Origin of the sequence: Phytomonospora endophytica (genome assembly GCF_014202425.1) — a bacterium.
GTDB classification, from domain to species: domain Bacteria; phylum Actinomycetota; class Actinomycetes; order Mycobacteriales; family Micromonosporaceae; genus Phytomonospora; species Phytomonospora endophytica.
This window is the reverse complement of record NZ_JACHGT010000015.1, coordinates 1-13,059: the sequence shown is the minus strand read 5'-3', so window position 1 is coordinate 13,059 and position 13,059 is coordinate 1. Positions and strand designations below refer to the sequence as shown.

Here is a 13,059-nt window from a genome sequence, read left to right as displayed (position 1 = left end):
CCATGATCCGCTTCGACGACGTCACCTTCTTCCACGCCGGAGCGAGCACGCCCGTGCTCGCCGGTGTGAACCTGCACATCCCCGAAGGGGAGCTGTGCCTGGTCACGGGCCGCACCGGCGCGGGAAAGTCCACATTGCTCGGTGCCGTCAACGGGCTCGTCCCTCGCTTCACCGGCGGAACACTGCACGGGCGGGTCACCGTCGACGGCCACGCGACCGAGGACCGCGCGCCCCAGGAGTTCGCCGAACTGGTCGGCGTCGTCGGCCAGGATCCCCTGGCGGGCTTCGTGACCGACACCGTCGAAGACGAACTCGCCTACGGCATGGAGCAGCTGGGGACGTCACCGGAGGTGATGCGCAAACGCGTCGAGGAGACCCTCGACCTGCTGGGCATCGCCGAACTCCGTCGACGTCCACTGCGGACACTGTCCGGCGGGCAGCAGCAGCGGGTCGCCATCGGCGCGGTCCTGACCGCCCATCCCAAGGTGCTGGTCCTCGACGAACCGACCTCCGCGCTCGACCCGACCGCCGCCGAGGACGTCCTGGCCGCGATCATCCGCCTCGTGCACGATCTAGGCACGACCGTGCTGGTCGCCGAGCACCGGGTCGAGCGGGTCCTCCAGTACGCCGACCGGCTCGTCCGGCTCGACGGAGACGGACGGGTCGTCGACGGTGAACCGGCCACGCTCATCGCCGACAGCGACCTCGCGCCGCCGGTCGTGCGCCTCGCGCGGCTCGCGGGCTGGGAACCGCCGCCGCTGTCGGTGCGCGACGCCCGCCGCCGGGCCGCCGGGCTGCACGAACGACTCCGGGGCCGCGAACCGGCGACGAACACGGCCGAGCCGGGCGCCGCACGCCTCACGGCACGACGGGTCACCGTCGCTTATGGACAGACCCTCGCCGTGCGCGGAGTGGACCTCGACCTGCGCGGCGGGGAGGTCCTTGCCCTCATGGGCCGCAACGGATCCGGGAAGTCCTCACTGCTGTGGGCGCTCCAGGGCTCGGGTCCCCGCCGGTCGGGAACCGTCGACGTCGGCGGCACCGACCCCGGCAAGGCCTCGGCGAAAGGCGCCCGCGCGCTCGTCGGGCTCGTCCCGCAGACCGCGAGCGACCTCATCTACCTCGACACCGTCGACGCCGAATGCAAGCAGGGCGACACCGAGTCGCAAGTCCCGCCCGGAACCTGCCGCACGCTGCTCGACGCGCTCGCGCCGGGCATCCCCGGCGACCGGCACCCGCGCGACCTGTCGGAAGGCCAGAAACTCGCGCTCGTCCTCGCCGTCCAGCTCTCCTCGGCGCCCGGCGTGGTCCTGCTCGACGAGCCGACGCGCGGCCTCGACTACCACGCCAAACGCCACTTCACCGAGACCGTCCGGGCACAGGCCGCGGCCGGGCGGGCCGTCGTCGTCGCCACCCACGACGTGGAGTTCGTCGCCGGGGCCGCCGACCGGGTCGTCGTCATGGCCGAAGGCGAGATCGTCGCCGACGGGCCGACCGCCGAGGTCGTCGTCTCCTCCCCCGCCTTCGCGCCCCAGGTCGCCAAGGTCCTGGCGCCCTGGCTCACCGTCGAGCAGGTCGCGGCGGCACTCGCCGAGGAGGCGTCGTGAACCGCGTGTCGGTCCTCCGGATCAACCTCCGCACGGCCTTCGTGCTGACCGTCGCCAGCCTCGCCGGGCTGTCGATGTTCTTCTGGCCCCTGTTCGCTCCCCCGGAGCCCGAGGCGATGGCGCACTCGGCCGACGCGCCCCTGATCTTCCTCATCGCGATGCCGGTCATCCTCGCCGTGGTCCTCGCCGAGATGTCCTCCGGCGGCATCGACCCGAAGGTCCTGGCCCTGCTCGGCGTGCTGTCGGCCGTCAACGCCGGGCTGCGCCCCCTCGGCGCCGGAACGGCCGGGATCGAGACCGTGTTCTTCCTGCTCGTGCTCGCCGGACGGGTCTTCGGGCCCGGATTCGGTTTCGCGATGGGCGCGACCTCGCTGTTCGCCTCGGCGTTGCTCACCGCCGGCGTCGGGCCGTGGCTGCCCTTCCAGATGGTGTCCTCGGCCTGGATCGGGCTCGGCGCCGGACTGCTGCCCAAACGCGTCACGGGCAAGGCCGAGATCGCGATGCTGGCGGCCTACGGAGTCGTCGCCGCCTACGCCTTCGGCTTCATCATGAACATGTGGTTCTGGCCGTTCACCGCGATCGGCACGAGCCTCGGCTTCAACCCGGCGGCCACGCCCGGGGAGAACCTGCACACCTTCTTCGTGTTCACCGTGACGACGTCGAGTTTCGGCTGGGACACCGGACGGGCGGTCACCAACCTCATCGCGATCATCCTGGCCGGCCCGGCCGTGCTCGCCGTGCTCCGGCGGGCGTCGCGGAGGGCGGCCTTCGGCGTGCCGGTGCGCTTCGAAACGAGCCCGCGACCTGGGGGTTTGACGCCCGGCGCGGACGGGTAGGCGACAGGCGAACAGGGAGGGGATAGCCATGGAGTCCACCAGCCTGCGCGGACGGCGCGTTCTGGCCATCGTGACCAACTACGGCGTCGAACAGGACGAACTGCTCGTTCCCGTCGCACGTCTCCGCGAAGGCGGGGCCCAGGTCGACGTCGCCGCGGCCGAGAACGAACCGATCCGGACGCTCGTCGGCGACAAGGACCCCGGCGAGACCGTCGACCCGTCGCTGACGATCAGCGCGGCCGACGCGTCCGCCTACGACCTGCTGCTGATCCCCGGTGGGACGCTCAACGCCGACAAGCTGCGCCAGGACGGCGCCGCCGTCGGCCTGGTCGGGGCGTTCCGCACCGGCGGGCGGGCGGTGGCCGCGATCTGCCACGGGCCGTGGGTACTGGTCGAGGCCGACGCGGCACGCGGCAAGACGCTCACGTCCTACGCCTCGCTGCGGACCGACATCCGCAACGCGGGCGGCGAGTGGGTCGACCGGTCCGTCGTCAGCGACGACACCGGCGGCTGGACCCTGATCACCTCGCGCGATCCCGGCGACCTCGACGACTTCGTCGGCGCGATCGCCAAGGCGCTCGGCTAGCGCGCGTCCGGGGTCCAGCGCAGGGTCATGTCGGGCAGCTTCTCCATGTTGCCCTGCCCGTCACCGAGCTCCAGGACGGTGAAGCCGTGGCGCTCGTAGAAGGCGCGGGCCTCGGCGTTCTGCTGGAAGACGTGCAGCGACAGGCCCGCGGGACTGTGCCGCCGGACCTCGTCGAGCAGCAGGGTGCCGATCCCGCGCCGGCGCGCGTCCGGACGCAGGTAGAGGTGTTCGAGCAGGTCACCGTCGAGGGCCGCGTAGCCGTCGATCTCCGCACCGGTCACCGCGACCCAGACGCGGCATTCCTTGAGCACGACGTCGAGGACCCATCGGGTCACCTGCTCGTGGTTCCGCTTCTGCGGCGGCAGGTAGGGCATGGCCGCCGCCCGGGAGGCCAGGTGGATTGCGGCGATCACGGGCGCGTCCGCCTCCACCGCCGAACGGATCCGCGTCTCATCGCTCATCCCGGGAACCTACAAGGGCGGCACAGGCCCGATCCAGGGGTTAACCCAGGTCGCGCAGGGCGGGCGCGAGCTCGCGCTCGAAGAAGGCGAGGAAGCCCTCCGGGTCGGGTCCGGCGTTCATGAGGACGAGGTGGTCGAAGCCCGCCTCGACGTAGGGTCGGGCGACCTCCAGGTAGCGCTCGACGTTCGGCCCGCACGCGAACTGCTTCGCCACGTCCTCCTCGCGGACCGTGGCGCTCGCGGCCTCGAAGTTGACCGGGTTGGGCAGCTCGGACATGACCTTCCAGCCCGTGACGGCCCAGCGCGTGGTCTCCCAGGCCGCATGGACGGCGGTCTTCTCGTCGGGCGCCCACGACACCGCCATCTCGGCGTACATCGGGCCGCTCCCGCCCGCCTTGCGGTAGGCCTCGACGAGTTCGGTCTTCGGTTCGGTGGTGAACAGCCCGTCGCCGTATTCCGCGGCCAGCCTGGCCGCGCGCGGGCCGCCCGCCGCGACGACGATCGGCGGAAGCGGGTCGGGCAGGTCGAAGACACGGGCGTCCGACAGGCTCAGGTGGCGGCCCTCGTAGGAGCGATAACCGCCCTTCCAGAGCAGCCGGATGATCTCCAGGGCCTCCACGAGGAGCTCCTGGCGCCCGTCGGCGTCGGGGAAGCCCCGCCCGACGACGTGCTCGTTGAGGCGCTCGCCGGACCCGACGCCCAGCGTGAAACGCCCGTCGGCGACCAGGGCGAGCGTGGCGGCGGCCTGCGCGATGATCGCCGGGTGGTACCGGACGGTCGGGCAGGTCACGCCGGTGGCGAGGCCGAGGCGCTCGGTCCGGGCGGCGATCGCGCCGAGGACCGTCCACACGAACGGCGAGTGGCCCTGCGCGTCGAGCCAGGGGTGGAAGTGGTCGCTCATCTCGGCGAAGTCGAACCCGGCCTGTTCGGCGCGGACGGCCTGCGCGATGAGCTCGGCCGGGCCGAAGGCCTCGGCGATGAGCTTGTACCCGATCTGCATGGCGCCTCCTCGCACCCGACGCTACGGGCGCGATGGAGCCGCGGTCGGGGGTTTCGGCGGACTCAGGCGGGGACGGGGACGTCGGCGCCGCGTCTGGCCCTCCGGAACTGAAGGTAGGCGTCGACGAGCAGCAGTAGGAGCCCGATGTTCATCAGCGCACCGAGCGGCAGCACGGGCAGGGGGAAGCGCGCGGCCTGCCACAGGTCGGCGGCGCCCACGCCCCAGCCGCCGCCGATGAAGCTGACCGTGACCGCCAACGCACTGGGCACCAGGAACGCGACACCTACCGGCCCGGTCAGACCGGCGTCGATGCGGTGCCGCCGCCGGTGACGGCGGCGCAGGAACAGCCAGGCCGACGCGACGACGAGCCCGGCGGCGGCGCAGGCCAGCACGGGCGCGGCGGGGGTGGGGTACGGGAGCGGGTAGATCGAGAGGCTCGGGGTCTCCCCGCCGTAGCTGTCCAGCACGACCTCGACCTGGCCCTGGTGCGCGGTAAGGATGTCATCGGGCGTCGGGGTGCCGTCGACGCGCCGGAGGGCGTCGCCGTACCCGTCGATGGTCCACCCGGCGGTCCGCAGCGCGGCCTCGGCGTCGACGAGGCGCTGGTAGGCGATCGCGTCGGTCGCCGCGATCTCCGCGTCCGACCAGCTGGCACCGGCCACCCCTCCCTGGTCGCTGTGTCCGAAGAAGAGCTTCTGCCACCAGGCCTCCATCGGCCAGTCCTCGTGCGGGACGGTTCCGGGACTGTCCTCGCCCCCGATCCACTCCGGCGCCACCGGGTAGACCAGCGCGGCGATCTCGGCGATCCGCTCACGGTCGGGCAGCTTCTCCGGCCGGCTCCACACGAGACCCGAAGCGAGCGCCGCGCCCAGCGCGAGGCCGACCACTCCGACGACGGCGACTCTCACCCAGCCGTAGATCCGGTGGGCGTCCTCGGGCAGGTCCATCACCGCACGCTACCGGACCACGGACCATCCACATCGGACGAATCAGGCGGCGAGCACGATCTCGTCGGGCCGCCATCCCCTGGGGCGCACCAGCAGCAGGATCGCGTCGGTGACGAGCAGGATCACGCCCGCGTTCATGAACAGGCCGAACGGTGTGATGTCGACGTAGAAGCGCGCCGACTCCCACAGGTTCGCCGCGTCCTCGCCCCACCAGCCGGACTCACCACCCGCCGCGTAGACCGCGAGGGTGCTGGGGACGAGCAGGACCATGCCGACGACGCCGACCTTGGCACCGGGCCTTCCCTTGCACGCCAGCAGATGGCGGCGCCAGAGCAGCCACAGCAGCGCGATCCCGGCACCGGCGAGCGCGGCGGCGATCAGCGGCGCGGCGGGGGTCGGGTAGGGCCGTACGCGCACGGCCAGTTCCAGTCGCCCGGGGTCGCCGCGGATCGCGATGGCGAGCGAGGAGTCGTGGGCGGTCAGGGGTGTCGTGCCGTCGATGATCCAGCCGCCGGCACGCAGGGAGGCCTCGATCTCGGCGAGGGAGGGCAGGTCGGGGTTCGTGTGGCCGGGAGGGCTGAGCCAGTCCGCGGTGAGGACGTTGGGTTCGCTGTTGTGGCCGAGGAGGAGGTGGTTCCAGAAGCCGTCGACGGGCCAGTCCTCGTGGGGCAGGCGCGCCGGGGCGCCCGCCTGGTCGACGGTGGTGGGCGGTGCGGACGTGATCTGCGCGGCGAGTTCCCGGGTTCCCTGCTCGCCGGGGAGCGTGGCCGGTGCCGACCAGACGAGCGCGGAGCCGGCGGCCGCGCCGAGGGCGAGGCCGGTGAGGAGGACGGCGACGGCGCGCGCCCATGCCGACAGCCGTGTCTCCCAGTCGTCGGCCCACGCGCGTTGGAGGTCCATGGCGGCACGCTACCGGGCCGGGGTCTCGTCCGGGGGTCCGTCCACTTCGGACGCAGCCAGGTACCGCGATGCCAGTGAACGCAGGGTTTCCCGCAGCTCGGGCGGCTCCAGCACGGTGAAGGGGACGTCGATGCGGCTGAGGTACCAGGCCAGGTCGATCAGCGAGTCGGAGCCGGTCTCCAGTTCGCAGGTCCGTTCGTCGACCGGGGTCAGCGTCCCGGCGGCGGGGATGACGCGGTCGGCGACGACGGCGGCGGGCGCGTCGAGCCGGACGCGGGCCTGGTGCCGCCACGCGCGCGTGCCGACACCGCGCACGACGTGCGAGGCGGCGTCGCCTTCGGGGAGTTCGCGCGGGGTGAAGCGCGGGCCGGTGGGGACGCGCGGGCGCACGCGGTCGGCACGGAAGGTGCGCCAGTCGGCGCGGGCGGTGTCCCAGGCGAGCAGGTACCAGCGGTGGCCGGTGTAGACGAGCCGGTGGGGTTCGACGTCGCGGAGGGTCGTGTCGCCGGAGCGGTCGAGGTAGTCGAAGCGGACGCGTTCGCAGCGGTGCACGGCGGCGGCGAGGGTCGTGAGGATCTCGGCGTCGACGGTCGGGCCGCCTCCGGCCGCCGAGACCGTGGCGGTGCGAAGCGCGTCGGTGCGCTGCCGCAGGCGCGGGGGCAGGGTCTGTTCCAGCTTGGCCAGCGCCCGCAGCGAGGTCTCCTCGATGCCGGTGACGGTGCTCGCGGCGGCGACCCGGAGGCCGACGGCGACGGCGACGGCCTCGTCGTCGTCAAGCAGGAGGGGCGGGAGGGCGGTGCCCGCGCCGAGGCGGTAGCCGCCGTGCGGGCCCGTGGTCGAGTCGACCTGGTAGCCCAGGATCCGCAGGCGCTCGATGTCGTTACGGACGGTCCGGGTGGTGACGTCGAGCCGGCCGGCGAGTTCGGCGCCCGGCCAGTCCCGTCTGACCTGCAGCAACGACAGCAGGCGGAGGAGGCGAACGGAGGTGTCCAGCATTCCTCGCAGTTTGCCAGAGATTGCGGAACCGGAGCTTCCACAATGGCTTCTAGTGTGGTCTTCACCAGCCCGAACGAAGGAGAAGTCATGAGCGTCCTGCGCGGAATGTGCACCATCACCTACTGGGCCGAAGACGTCGCGGCGGCCGTCGACTGGTACCGCGAGTACATCGGCGCCGACCCCTACTTCCGCAACGACGGTCCCGACGGCAAGCCCGCCTACGTCGAGTTCCGCATCGGCGACCACCAGGCCGAGCTCGGGATCTGCGACAGCCGCTACGCCCCGCCCGGCACGACCGGAACGCCCGGGGGCGTGGTCACGTACTGGGCCGTCGACGACCTGGAGGCGGCCGTGGAGCGCGCGATCGCCATGGGGGCCGAGACCTTCCAGCCGATCACCGAGCGCGGGACCGGTTTCCGCACGGCCTCGGTCGCCGATCCGTTCGGCAACATCCTCGGCCTGATGAGCAACGCGCACTACCTGGAGATGCTCGGATGAGCGCCCCGATCGTCCTGGCCCGCGACCTCGGCGAATGGGAGGCCTGGCTGGCCGCGCATCCCGGCGAGCGGGAAGGCGTGTGGCTCAAGATCGCCAAGAAGGGGAAGGGCGCGACCTCGGTGACGCTGTCCGACGCGCTCGACGGCGCCCTGGCCTTCGGGTGGATCGACAGCATCCGCAAGAGCTGCGACGAGCGGTACTACCTGCAGAAGTACTCCCCGAGGCGGACGCGGAGCTCGTGGTCGCGGATCAACGTCGACCGGGTCCTCACGCTGGACGCCGCCGGGCGGATGCGGCCCGAAGGGCTCGCCGAGGTCGCACGGGCGAAGGCCGACGGGCGCTGGGACGGCGCCTACGAGTCACAGGCGAAGGCGACCGTCCCGCCCGACCTCCAGGCCGCCCTGTCGGCCGACGCGCGGGCCGCGGCGGGTTTCGAGGCCCTCGGCAAGACCGGCCGGTACGCGGTGATCCTGGAGCTGGCGAAGGCGCGCAGCCCGCAACGACGGGAGACGCTGCTGCGCCGGGCGGTCGAGCGGCTGGCCGAGGACACGCGCGGTTAGGCTCGCCGGATGCCGCTCCAGGACGTGTTCGCCGAGGTCGGCGCCGACGCCGCACTGCACGCCGTCGACCTCGCCACCGGCGCCGGGACGGGCCTGACGCCCGACCGGCCGGTCGTGATCGCGTCGGTCCTGAAGGTGCTGATCGCGCTGGAGTTCGCGCGGCAGGCCGACGCCGGGCAGCTCGACCCCGCCGACCGCGTGCGCGTCCGGGAAGACGACCGGCTCGGCGGGACGGGCACCGCCGGGTGCCTCGACGACGTCGAACTGAGCCTGCGCGACCTGGCCGCGTTCATGATGTCGGTCTCCGACAACACCGCCGCCGACCTGCTCTGCGACCGCGTCGGCGTGCCGAACCTGCGCTCGCTCGTCACCGAACTCGGCATGGACGCGACCGTCGTGACCGGCCCCCCGCGCACGGTCGTGACCGCGATGGCCGAAGACCTCGGCGACCTGGCGGCGCTCGCCGCCGCGAGCGACGAGGAGCTCGCGGGGACGCGCGCGTACCGGCCGGGCGGCACGAACACGTCAACGCCTCGCGACATGACCCGGATGCTCGCGGCGATCTGGGGCGACACGGCCGGGACGCCGGCGGCGTGCGCGCACGTCCGGACGCTGATGTCGCGGCAGGCCGACTGGCACCGGATCGCCGCCGGGTTCGACGACGACGTGCGCGTCGCGGCGAAGTCGGGGACGCTGCCGGGGCTGCGCAACGAGGTCGCGGTCGCGGAGTACCCGGACGGCTCGCGTTACGCGATCGCCGTGTTCACGCGGATCGCGACGCCGCACCGGCGGCGGCCGGACGTGGACCTGGCGATCGGGCGGGCGGCGAGGATCGCGGTGGACGAGTTGCGCGGCGCCTAGACCTCGCCGAACACCGCCGTCCACGGCCGCGCCACCGTCTCCCTTTCGCGATCCGCGGGTTCGGCTCCCCCGTCGAGCACCTCCACGACCACCGCGGCGAAGTCCTCCGCCGCCGGGTGGGCGTGCTCGCGCGGGACCAGCACCGTCGACCGCGCGACCAGCGCGTCCCCCTCCAGCGGGCGCCACACCACGCGGGCCTCCTTGCGCGCGACCTCGCCGGTGTCGAAGGCGACACCTTTCCCGGCGAGGACCAGGCCGAGCACGAACTCGGGGTTCTGGGCGTGATGGACGCGCACCGGGTCGAAGCCCTCGGCACGGCACACGTCGAGGACCTCGTCGTAGAAACCGGGCGCGGCCGCGCGCGGGCGGCTCACCAGCCCCTGCTCCGCGAGGTCGGCGAGCCGCAGTTCGGTGCGGGCGGCCAGCGGCGAGTCGCGTGGCAGGACGACCCCGAGCGGGACGGACGTCTCCGCGGCCACCGCGAAGCCCTCGGCCTCGACGGGCCGCCGGACGAGCGCGGCGTCGAGGGCCCGGTCGGCGAGCTGGCGGAGCTGTTCGGCGGTGGTGAGTTCCTGCAGGTCGAGGTCGAGTTCCGGCCGCCGGTCGGCGAAGGCACCGGCGATCGCGGCGAGGGCGCGGCCGGAGATGTCGGCGGGGACGCCGGCGCGCAGCGTGCCGACCTCGCCGCGGTGGGCGCGGCGGGTCAGGTCGACGGCCCGGTCGAGGCGGGCGAGGAGCTCGACGGTCTCGCCGAGGAGGACCCGGCCGGCGTCGGTGAGGTCGGCGCCGCGCGCGTGCCGGTCGAAGAGCCGGACGCCGAGTTCGGTCTCCAGTCGCCGGATCCGCTGACTCAGCGGCGGCTGCGCCATGCCGAGGCGTTCGGCGGCGCGGCCGAAGTGACGTTCCTCGCTCACCACGACGAAGTACCGCAGGTGCCGCACCAGGTCCACCCGGCGACGATATCAATCCGGATATCGGGCCTGCACAGAGCCGATCTTGGACGCGGCCCCCGAACCCGTGCTTTGGTCTGCGGCATGTCCGATTCCGCTTTCCTCACCCGCCGACGCATGCTGGCCGCCTCGGCCGCCGGAGCCGTCGCCGCCACCGGGGTGCCGGCCGTCGCGAGCGCCGCCGTGCACGCCGAACCCTCCCTGTCGCCGGAGACCGACGTGACCCTGCGCTGGCTGGGCAACAACTCCTGGGAGATCACCGGGGCCGGGAAGACGATCCTGATCGACCCGTGGCTCACGCGTTTCTGGACCGGCACCTACACGCCCGAGGGCGCCTCGCCGGACATCGAGATCGAGAGCGACCCGCGGCTCATCGACCCCTACATCGGCACCGCCGACCACATCCTGGTCACGCACGGGCACTACGACCATCTCACCGACGTGCCCTACATCGCCGACAAGACCGGCGCGATGGTCATCGGCAGCGAGAGCCACCTCAACATGATCAAGGCCCTCGGCGCCCGCACGGACAAGCTGTCGCTCGTCCGCGGCGGCGAGGCCTTCCAGCACGAGGGTTACACCATCGAGGTGTTCCGCTCCTCGCACTCGGCCGGCGGCGGGAAACTGCCGTTCCCGGGGACGCGACCGGGCAAGCCGCCGAAGCGCCCGAAGACGATCGCCGACCTCGTCGAAGGCGACAGCCTCGCCTACCTCATCACCATCGGCGGCGTGCGGATCATGAACTTCGGGTCCTCCAACTACATCGCCCGCGAGATCGAAGGACTGCGGCCCGACGTCATCCTCATCCAGCCGGGCGGCACGAGCACCCCGTCCTACGTGCCGCGCCTCTTCAAGGCCCTCGGCGAACCCCGCTACGTGATCCCCACGCACTGGGACGACTTCGACGAGCCGCTGACCGAGGAGGCCGTCGACTGGGGCGGACTGGCCGCACTGCAGGAAGCCGTCGCGCAGGCCTCCCCTCGCAGCGAATGGGTCAAGATCGACCACCTCGAACGGTTCACCGTGCGGTGATCCCGGCGAACCGGCACGGACCCCCCGATCCGTGCCGGTTCGCAACAAGCCCGTGACCCCCCGATGACGTCACCCCCCGATCCTCGAACCCATGCCCGCCGCGCACCCCTCGATCCGCTGGGTCGCCCACCCCCTGACGATCGCCGCCGCCCTGGTCCTGCTCCTCAACGACCACGTCCTGAAAGCGGCCTTTCCCGGACCGATCACCGGAAAGCTCAGCGACGTCACCGGTCTCGCCGCGGCACCCGCACTCCTCGCCCTGGCCATGAGCCTGATCGCGCCACGACGACTCGACGCACACGCCCCGGCGGTCGCCGCCCTCATCACGAGCGGCCTCGCCTTCACGCTGGTGAAGACCACCCAGACCGGCGCCGACATCGCGTCCGCGCTGTGGAGCGCCCTCGCCGGCCCCTCCCTGGTCCGAGCCGACGCCACCGACCTGGTCGCCCTCCCCGCGCTCGCCCTCGCCTGGCTCGCCTGGCGGCGAAGCCGGCCGGCGACGCAGATCCCCGTCGCCGCCACCACGGTGGGACGAGCGCGCCTGCTCCTGGGACTGCCCCTCCTGCTCCTGGCCACCACCGCGACCTCACTCGTGCCGATGGACGCCGTCTACGCCGTCGAAGAAGAGGACGGAAGAGTCGCCGTCTACACCACCTATGGCGTCACACGCGGACAACCGGGAACCTGGTCGCGCATCGAAACACCAAGCACCGGCGACACCGACCCCATCGACGCCGCCGAAGCCCGCATGAACCGCACGGACTGCGTACCCGAGGAGCCGGGGCACTGCTACCGCCTCCACGAAGGCGAAGCCCTCGGCATCGACGAGACCCTCGACGACGGCGCCACCTGGCACACGACGTGGGAGATCCCACCCGAGCGCTGGCCGTGGCTCGCCGAACGCCACGGCCTCGGCGGCGACTACAGCACGGAACTGCTCACCGCACGAGACATCCTCGTCCGCACCACCCCGCAAGGGCACGAAGTCATCGTCGCCGCGGGCATCGAAGGCCTAGTCGTCAGAAGCACCGACGGCACCTGGACCCGCGTGCCCGTGGACACGATGGGTGGCGAATACGGGCCGTCGCGGTTCCATGCGGGACCGCTCGCGCTCGCCCGGTTCGGGTACGGGGTCACGACGGAGCTGGGGATCGCCGCGCTCCTCACGGCGCTCGCGATGGCCGTGGGAACGGGGGCGCTGGCGATGCGGGAGCGGAGAGGGGCGCGGGAGCGGGAGTGGGAGCGAGAGCGGGGTTGGCCGCCCGGTCGGACAGGTGTGGATGCGGGAGTGGGAACGCATGCGGGACTGCGCGGGTGGTGGGCGGTTTCGTGCGGGCTGCTCGTACTGGGGGTGCCGGTGCTCGGCGTGGGCGCCTTCACGGAAAGCGCGGCGTGGGCGGTGGGGCTCACGCTGACGATGCTGGTGGTGCACGGCGGGTTCGCGGGGTTGGCGCTGCGGGGAGCGGGGATGCCGCGAAAGGGCAAGGCGCTGGTCGTGGCGGCAGGGGCGCTGGTGTGGGTGGCGTTCGCCGGGCCGTACCTGGGATGGAGCGCGGGATGGCCTGCGGGGTACGCAGGCGCGACCGGCTTGGCGGGGATATGCGTGGCGGGAGTAGGAGCGGGGGTAGGGATGGGAGCGTGGGTGATCGGGAGGGGTGGGTCTTGTCGCGCGTAGCGCGATCGGGTGGGTCTTGTCGCGCGTAGCGCGACCGGACCCCTCGAACCACTTACGTGTGTCTCCGTCGCTTCGGCCAGGGATTGGTGCAACACGAAGGTTCTGGGGCTGTCAAGGGCGCTCTTTCCCTTGACTGCCCCAGGTTCTTCG

General features: G+C 72.5%; 14 protein-coding genes. 8 read left to right on the top strand and 6 right to left on the bottom strand.

The window, feature by feature from the left end; genetic code table 11:
• Positions 1-2: 2 nt before the first annotated feature.
• The 3 genes from HNR73_RS29065 to HNR73_RS29055 are packed head-to-tail and all read left to right on the top strand — an operon-like array spanning position 3 to position 3,029.
• Entirely contained in the window at positions 3-1,607 is a 1,605-nt protein-coding gene (locus tag HNR73_RS29065) for an ABC transporter ATP-binding protein (RefSeq protein WP_184790863.1), read from the top strand.
• The gene (locus HNR73_RS29060) at positions 1,604-2,443 is read left to right on the top strand and encodes an ECF transporter S component family protein (protein ID WP_239122163.1); all 840 of its coding nucleotides are present in this window, start codon (positions 1,604-1,606) and stop codon (positions 2,441-2,443) included. Before HNR73_RS29065 ends, HNR73_RS29060 begins: the two co-directional genes overlap by 4 nt.
• Positions 2,444-2,471: 28 nt before the next feature.
• Positions 2,472-3,029, top strand: coding sequence for a type 1 glutamine amidotransferase domain-containing protein (locus HNR73_RS29055; RefSeq protein WP_184790862.1), 558 nt, complete (start codon positions 2,472-2,474; stop codon positions 3,027-3,029).
• Here HNR73_RS29055 and HNR73_RS29050 read toward each other — a convergent pair.
• The 5 genes from HNR73_RS29050 to HNR73_RS29030 form a co-directional block, all read right to left on the bottom strand.
• Positions 3,026-3,490, bottom strand: a complete 465-nt coding sequence (locus tag HNR73_RS29050) for a GNAT family N-acetyltransferase (RefSeq protein ID WP_184790861.1) — start codon at positions 3,488-3,490, stop codon at positions 3,026-3,028. The two genes, HNR73_RS29055 and HNR73_RS29050, sit on opposite strands and share 4 nt — an antisense overlap.
• A 40-nt stretch (positions 3,491-3,530) precedes the next feature.
• Positions 3,531-4,490 carry a TIGR03557 family F420-dependent LLM class oxidoreductase gene (locus HNR73_RS29045; protein ID WP_184790860.1) on the bottom strand — a complete coding sequence of 320 codons (960 nt, stop codon included), beginning with the start codon at positions 4,488-4,490 and terminating at the stop codon, positions 3,531-3,533.
• A gap of 62 nt (positions 4,491-4,552) precedes the next feature.
• The gene (locus HNR73_RS29040) at positions 4,553-5,437 is read right to left on the bottom strand and encodes a hypothetical protein (protein WP_184790859.1); all 885 of its coding nucleotides are present in this window, start codon (positions 5,435-5,437) and stop codon (positions 4,553-4,555) included.
• A gap of 42 nt (positions 5,438-5,479) precedes the next feature.
• The gene (locus HNR73_RS29035; RefSeq protein WP_184790858.1) at positions 5,480-6,337 is read right to left on the bottom strand and encodes a hypothetical protein; all 858 of its coding nucleotides are present in this window, start codon (positions 6,335-6,337) and stop codon (positions 5,480-5,482) included.
• A 9-nt stretch (positions 6,338-6,346) separates the two neighbouring features.
• A complete protein-coding gene (locus HNR73_RS29030) occupies positions 6,347-7,333 on the bottom strand; it encodes a helix-turn-helix transcriptional regulator (RefSeq protein WP_184790857.1) in 987 nt (328 codons plus the stop codon).
• 87 nt (positions 7,334-7,420) lie between these two features.
• On the opposite strand from HNR73_RS29030, the gene HNR73_RS29025 reads away from it, so the two are divergent.
• Genes HNR73_RS29025 through HNR73_RS29015 form a run of 3 tightly spaced genes read left to right on the top strand, consistent with a single transcriptional unit; the run spans position 7,421 to position 9,252 of the window.
• The gene (locus HNR73_RS29025) at positions 7,421-7,831 is read left to right on the top strand and encodes a VOC family protein (protein ID WP_184790856.1); all 411 of its coding nucleotides are present in this window, start codon (positions 7,421-7,423) and stop codon (positions 7,829-7,831) included.
• Positions 7,828-8,391 carry a YdeI/OmpD-associated family protein gene (locus HNR73_RS29020; protein ID WP_184790855.1) on the top strand — a complete coding sequence of 188 codons (564 nt, stop codon included), beginning with the start codon at positions 7,828-7,830 and terminating at the stop codon, positions 8,389-8,391. The genes HNR73_RS29025 and HNR73_RS29020 overlap by 4 nt, the downstream gene beginning before the upstream one ends.
• 9 nt (positions 8,392-8,400) lie before the next feature.
• Positions 8,401-9,252, top strand: coding sequence for a serine hydrolase (locus HNR73_RS29015; protein ID WP_184790854.1), 852 nt, complete (start codon positions 8,401-8,403; stop codon positions 9,250-9,252).
• Here the strand turns inward: HNR73_RS29015 and HNR73_RS29010 are convergent.
• The gene (locus HNR73_RS29010) at positions 9,249-10,202 is read right to left on the bottom strand and encodes a LysR family transcriptional regulator (RefSeq protein ID WP_184790853.1); all 954 of its coding nucleotides are present in this window, start codon (positions 10,200-10,202) and stop codon (positions 9,249-9,251) included. The two genes, HNR73_RS29015 and HNR73_RS29010, sit on opposite strands and share 4 nt — an antisense overlap.
• Before the next feature lie 84 nt (positions 10,203-10,286).
• Here HNR73_RS29010 and HNR73_RS29005 point away from each other — a divergent pair, with 84 nt between their 5' ends.
• Positions 10,287-11,234, top strand: coding sequence for an MBL fold metallo-hydrolase (locus tag HNR73_RS29005; RefSeq protein ID WP_203686341.1), 948 nt, complete (start codon positions 10,287-10,289; stop codon positions 11,232-11,234).
• Between the two features lie 91 nt (positions 11,235-11,325).
• A complete protein-coding gene (locus HNR73_RS29000) occupies positions 11,326-12,909 on the top strand; it encodes a hypothetical protein (RefSeq protein WP_184790852.1) in 1,584 nt (527 codons plus the stop codon).
• Positions 12,910-13,059: the final 150 nt, after the last annotated feature.

Bases quoted from the DNA above. Each gene is read 5' to 3' on its own strand.
- HNR73_RS29065 (WP_184790863.1), top strand. From the start codon at position 3: ATGATCCGCTTCGACGACGTCACCTTCTTCCACGCCGGAGCGAGCACG.
- HNR73_RS29055 (WP_184790862.1), top strand. From the start codon at position 2,472: ATGGAGTCCACCAGCCTGCGCGGACGGCGCGTTCTGGCCATCGTGACC.
- HNR73_RS29050 (WP_184790861.1), bottom strand. From the start codon at position 3,490: ATGAGCGATGAGACGCGGATCCGTTCGGCGGTGGAGGCGGACGCGCCC.
- HNR73_RS29045 (WP_184790860.1), bottom strand. From the start codon at position 4,490: ATGCAGATCGGGTACAAGCTCATCGCCGAGGCCTTCGGCCCGGCCGAG.
- HNR73_RS29040 (WP_184790859.1), bottom strand. From the start codon at position 5,437: ATGGACCTGCCCGAGGACGCCCACCGGATCTACGGCTGGGTGAGAGTC.
- HNR73_RS29035 (WP_184790858.1), bottom strand. From the start codon at position 6,337: ATGGACCTCCAACGCGCGTGGGCCGACGACTGGGAGACACGGCTGTCG.
- HNR73_RS29030 (WP_184790857.1), bottom strand. From the start codon at position 7,333: ATGCTGGACACCTCCGTTCGCCTCCTCCGCCTGCTGTCGTTGCTGCAG.
- HNR73_RS29025 (WP_184790856.1), top strand. From the start codon at position 7,421: ATGAGCGTCCTGCGCGGAATGTGCACCATCACCTACTGGGCCGAAGAC.
- HNR73_RS29020 (WP_184790855.1), top strand. From the start codon at position 7,828: ATGAGCGCCCCGATCGTCCTGGCCCGCGACCTCGGCGAATGGGAGGCC.
- HNR73_RS29015 (WP_184790854.1), top strand. From the start codon at position 8,401: ATGCCGCTCCAGGACGTGTTCGCCGAGGTCGGCGCCGACGCCGCACTG.
- HNR73_RS29005 (WP_203686341.1), top strand. From the start codon at position 10,287: ATGTCCGATTCCGCTTTCCTCACCCGCCGACGCATGCTGGCCGCCTCG.
- HNR73_RS29000 (WP_184790852.1), top strand. From the start codon at position 11,326: ATGCCCGCCGCGCACCCCTCGATCCGCTGGGTCGCCCACCCCCTGACG.